At 54.3% G+C, this 4,858-nt stretch carries 3 protein-coding genes and 1 pseudogene; 1 reads left to right on the top strand and 3 read right to left on the bottom strand.

What is annotated here, in order from left to right:
• The 3 genes and pseudogenes from QNK41_RS20095 to QNK41_RS20105 all read right to left on the bottom strand — a co-directional run.
• A pseudogene (locus QNK41_RS20095) lies at positions 1–496 on the bottom strand (amino acid ABC transporter permease); the annotation flags it as partial.
• Between the two features lie 246 nt (positions 497–742).
• On the bottom strand, positions 743–1,567 hold the full coding sequence (locus QNK41_RS20100) for a transporter substrate-binding domain-containing protein (protein WP_319260735.1): 825 nt from the start codon (positions 1,565–1,567) through the stop codon (positions 743–745).
• A 230-nt stretch (positions 1,568–1,797) separates the two neighbouring features.
• Entirely contained in the window at positions 1,798–2,508 is a 711-nt protein-coding gene (locus QNK41_RS20105; RefSeq protein ID WP_319260738.1) for a glutamine amidotransferase, read from the bottom strand.
• Between the two features lie 472 nt (positions 2,509–2,980).
• Here QNK41_RS20105 and QNK41_RS20110 point away from each other — a divergent pair.
• On the top strand, positions 2,981–4,858 hold a 1,878-nt coding region (locus QNK41_RS20110), incomplete at its 3' end, for a 6-phosphofructokinase (protein ID WP_319260741.1).

Here is a 4,858-nt window from a genome sequence, read left to right on the forward strand (position 1 = left end):
TGGAGGTCCAACGCAGGGCCGGGTTGTCCGAAATGCGCATCAATCCGCTGATGATACCAATGATCACACCGAATATCGTGGACATCACACTGATCTTAAGGGTGACCCACAAACCGATGACCAGCAGGCCTGGTTTCCACTCTTTGTGGCTGGCCAGGATGTCACCATAGGATATGTACTCCCCTTCTTCCACCTGCAGGCCCTTGGCGGGGGCGGTGTAACTTTCCTCTTCACCCACGCCTTTGACAGTAATGGTGACCTGGCTGCCTTCCGTCCGGATGGATGACACTTCACCATTGATTTCGGCGGTCAAATCGATGTCATCCTGGTAGGCAAAATAAATGGGTGTCCGGTTCCACCGCCAGTTGTATTTGATCGCCTGGGTCGCGTAGTAGAATAAGCCCAGAAATACCAGTACACCGAGGCAGAAAATCATGACCCACTTGTTGTAACCGGCGGGTCGTCCGGTTATCCGTTGACTGTTTTCATCGCTCATGATCGCATCTTCTTCCTGCTAGGGTAAAAGTGTAGGGCAATGGGTTTTATTATTTAGGACAATCCATTTGGACTGCGTTATCGGTCGTCGCAGTATACCAATACGGCTTCCTGCCTCTGGCCTTGCCAAATTGATTGTCCTAAATAATACAGAAATACCGGCACCATGATGACACAGGCCGGCCGGAAATAGTCCGGCCGGCCTGTGTGTGGATCATGATCACCAATCTGTTACAGTTAAGAAAGGTTATTCGAGTTCTTTCTTCCAGTCCGAGCTCAGGATCCATTTGTTGTAGGTTTTTTCGTAGAACCCGTCACCCTTGCTCTGCCTGAGGAAATTATTCAGAAAATTCATAAAGTCAGGGTCACCCTGGTTGATGGCCCAGGCCAGGGGTTCGTACGTAAACGGCTGATCCAGGAATACGGTTTTGCCCTTACCCTGGCTGGAGTAGAGAATGCCGATGAAGGGCAGATCGTAAACCAGCGCATCGGCCTTGCCGTTGATCACTTCCATGCCGGCTTCGGCTTCGGACTCGAACCCTTTGTAGGTGGCCTTGGGGATCATGCGTTTGATGGCCTGCTCACCGGTGGTGCCCATGCGCGAGGTAAGGATGTATTTAGGATCGTTGAGATCCTTGTAGGATTTGATCACAGCCTCGTTTTTTTTGTTGAGAAGAATGGCCTGGCCCACGACAATGTAGGGATCTGCGAAAGCGACTTTCAGGTTTCTCTCCTGGGTGATGGTCATGCCGCCCATGATGATGTCGAACTTGTTGGTAACCAGGGCGGGAATGATGCCGTCCCAGGCGGTGTTGATGGGAACGAACTTGACGCCCATGGCCTTGGCCATTTGCCGCCCGAAATCCATGTCGAAACCGATGAAATCGCCTTTTTTGTTGGTCATCTCAAAGGGCATGTAGCCGGACTCGAAACCCACGCGCAGTTCACCGCGCTCCAGGATTTTCTGGATGTGGGATTTTTTAGCCAGGTCGATGTCCGCGCCGAAGGCCGTTCCCATGCAAAAAGTCACTGCGGCAATAATCGCCAATGTGGTAAATAAACCTCTTTTCATACGTGCTCCTCCTCCTTAGATGATTAGAACAAAGCAAAGCCGCGACCTGCGGCTGGATCCACAGTTTAGCTGAAGAAAAAGTGTCTTTAGGGGTGCCCCGAAGTGTCATGCAGTATCGGGATAAATGCCATTCATTAAAAAAGGTGAACCGAAAATACAATTAACTTTTATAATAAGATACAAGTAAAGTAAAGCCCTGATTGGCAGCCATGAAGCATTCACCGCACGGTTCAGGTGCACAATCGCTGGAACCGGCGCAACAGCCTTTCACTTTGCGGGGATTCCCGGATGTCGGCCAGCAGCCGGTCCACATCCAGGCCCTGGGCTACGAGATCATCGGCAAATCGTTGGATGTAGAGCCGGAGCATCTGCCCACCGAATTCGGGGTGAAACTGAACGCCCCAGGCCCGCCTTCCGATGATAAACGCGTGGTGCGGATCCATCTTCGACGATGCGAGCAGAGTCGCGCCGGCTGGCAACTGCAGGACACTCTGGCTGTGACAGGCCTGGGCGACAAACGTCTCCGGGGTCCCGTCAAACAACCGATCCTCACGCCCTTCCGGGTTGAGCCGGACCGACACCGTACCGAACTCTTTCCCCTTGGGATTGTCACCCACCACGCCGCCCATGGCGTGCGCCAAAAGTTGATGGCCATAGCAGACTCCCAACAGCGGGATCTCTGCTTCAACGACCTCTTTGACCCAGTTGGCCGTCTTCTCGCTCCAGGGTTGTTTTTCGGTCACCATGTCGTGGGACCCGGTGATGATAATGCCGCCGAACGATGCCACCGGCGGCAGAGGCTCTCTTTTAAAGGGGCTGACGGTTTCGATGGTACCCGCCGACAGGTCCATGCGCGCGATGAACCAGTCTTCGAAGTCACCGTAACGGGCCGCCATATCCGGGTAGGTGCCCCCTGTTTTGACGATTAAGATGGGTTTCATGTGAATGGGGATCCTTTTGGAAACTAGGTTAGTGCCCATCCAAAAAGGGTTATTTTGCCCGATCTCTGCGTTATGCTCAAAATTTTATCCTCGGAATATCAACTATATGCACCCCAAGGGCACTTCTTTTAGGACGCCTGTGGTAAAATTTTTCGCATGCCTTGATCTTAAGCAAAATTCTACCTTTCTGGAAAGACACTAGGTTAAGCGGAAGCACTCTCAGTATCGGCTCTCAAGGATGTTGTCAAGGTGGCCTTCCGGCCCTGACTGTTCACAGCCACGACACGGGCTTGCGCTTTGCTCTCAATGGGTTATATCGGACTGCATACCCGCCGGAAGGGACAATTGCCTTGACTTGGACCACACCCCGGGGATAATAGAATTGACTCAGTAAGCCAATCGGTTCCCTCGGCGGGAAGCGCAATCAACCAACACGATCAATCACCTATCAGACATTTATCAGGAGGGCTGAATGCCGGAACCATCCACCATCCGACTCGACAAACTGCTCAACCATCCCGCAGTTATGGACGCCGTTGCCGATGTAAATCTGGAGCTGAAGGAGAGAATCGCCTACCAGCCCCCCTTGTGCGATGTGTTCAAAAGCGATTTCACCACCCTGGTGACCGATCCACAATACCAATTCGAAATCGATAAGGAAGCCCACCGACAGTTGTCGCACATCATCGCCAACACCGTCCAGAGAGTTGCGGGTAGCGATGACGCCGCTGGTGAGGTCAAGGAGAACTATCGAAAGGCGCGCAACATCGGCATCGTTTTCTCCGGCGGACCATCACCGGGAGGCCACAACGTCATCGCCGGCCTGTTCGACGCCGCCAAGAAAGTCAACCCGCAATCGCGGATCTTCGGATTTCTCATGGGCCCCGACGGCATCATCGACGGTGACTACGTGGAACTGACCCGCGAGCAGGTTGACCAGTACAGGAATGTGGGCGGGTTCACCATGATCAAGACCGGGCGAACCAAGATCGATGACCAAAAGAAAATGAACCTGTCCCGGGAAACCTGCAAACGGCTGGGGCTGGACGCCCTGGTGGTGGTCGGCGGTGACGACTCCAACACCAACGCCGCCTTTCTTGCCCAGGCCATGTATGAAGACGGCGTCCAGGTGATCGGCGTCCCCAAAACCATCGACGGCGACATCCAGGTCCGAGACGCCCAGGGCAAGGTGCTGTGCGCCATGTCCTTCGGTTTCCACACCGCCGCCCGCGCCTTCTCCCAGGCCATCGCCAACCTGTGCACCGACGCCAGTTCGGACGTGAAGTACTGGCACGTGTGCAAGGTCATGGGCCGCGTGGCCAGCCACCTGGCCCTGGAAGTGGCCCTTCAGACCCACGCCAACATGACCCTGATCGGAGAAGACCTGGCCGACTACGTGGACTACGCGCGGCTCGAGAAAGCCGAAAAAGAAGGGGTGGTAGACTACACCGCCTACGGCATGACCCTTCGCCACCTCTCACGGGTGACCTGTGACGTCATCATGGAAAGAGCCGCCGTGGGCAAGAACTTCGGCGTGCTGGTGCTCCCCGAGGGTGTGCTTGAATTCATCAACGAAATCCAGGTATTCATCATCAAACTCAACACGATCATCGGCAATTACAACAAGGTGCACGATCGAGATTTCCACACCACCTTTCCCACCCTTGACGACAAACTGGAGTACCTGCGCCGGCTGGTGCGGGGTATCCGCAAGGATGTTTCCTACCATGTGTGGAATGCCCGGGACGACGAGCTGTTCAACGACATTCCCGCCTTTTTTCAGGAAGGCCTGCTCACCGAACGGGACAGCCACGGCAATTTCCAATTCTCCCAGGTCAAGACGGAAAAGGTCCTCCTTGACCTGGTGAAAGACTACCTGGGCATTTTAAAGGAAAAGGGCCACTACAAGATCGGCGTCCGGGATGCACAGTTCGTCAAGGCGCTGAAAAAGGGGGGCCTGGATCCGGAGCTATACGGGCCCATTCTTTTCGAGAACTGGAAGCAAGCCCGGTACCTGATGATCAAAAAGACCATCATCTCCAAGAAAACCCTAAAATCAGTACTGGTCAAAGCCGGCTTCCTCGGCAACGATGACATCATTCCGCCGCCCATCGAGAAAATCTTCGAACAGTCTGTCCCCAAATTCAAAAACCAGACCCACTTTTACGGCTACGACGGCCGGGGCAGTGACCCTACCCGATTCGACTGCACCTATACCTACAACCTGGGCCAGACCGTGTACAGCCTGATCGCCAACGGCGCCACCGGCCAGATGGCCGCCATCTTGAACCTGGAGCAGGATTTTAACGGTTGGATCCCCATCGGTATTCCCATCGCCCCGCTCATGCAC

It is taken from the genome of Desulfosarcina sp. (assembly GCF_033791525.1).
GTDB lineage: Bacteria > Desulfobacterota > Desulfobacteria > Desulfobacterales > Desulfosarcinaceae > Desulfosarcina.

Excerpts from the sequence above, each read along its gene's own strand:
- QNK41_RS20100 (WP_319260735.1), bottom strand. The coding sequence starts at position 1,567 with ATGAAAAGAGGTTTATTTACCACATTGGCGATTATTGCCGCAGTGACT.
- QNK41_RS20105 (WP_319260738.1), bottom strand. The coding sequence starts at position 2,508 with ATGAAACCCATCTTAATCGTCAAAACAGGGGGCACCTACCCGGATATG.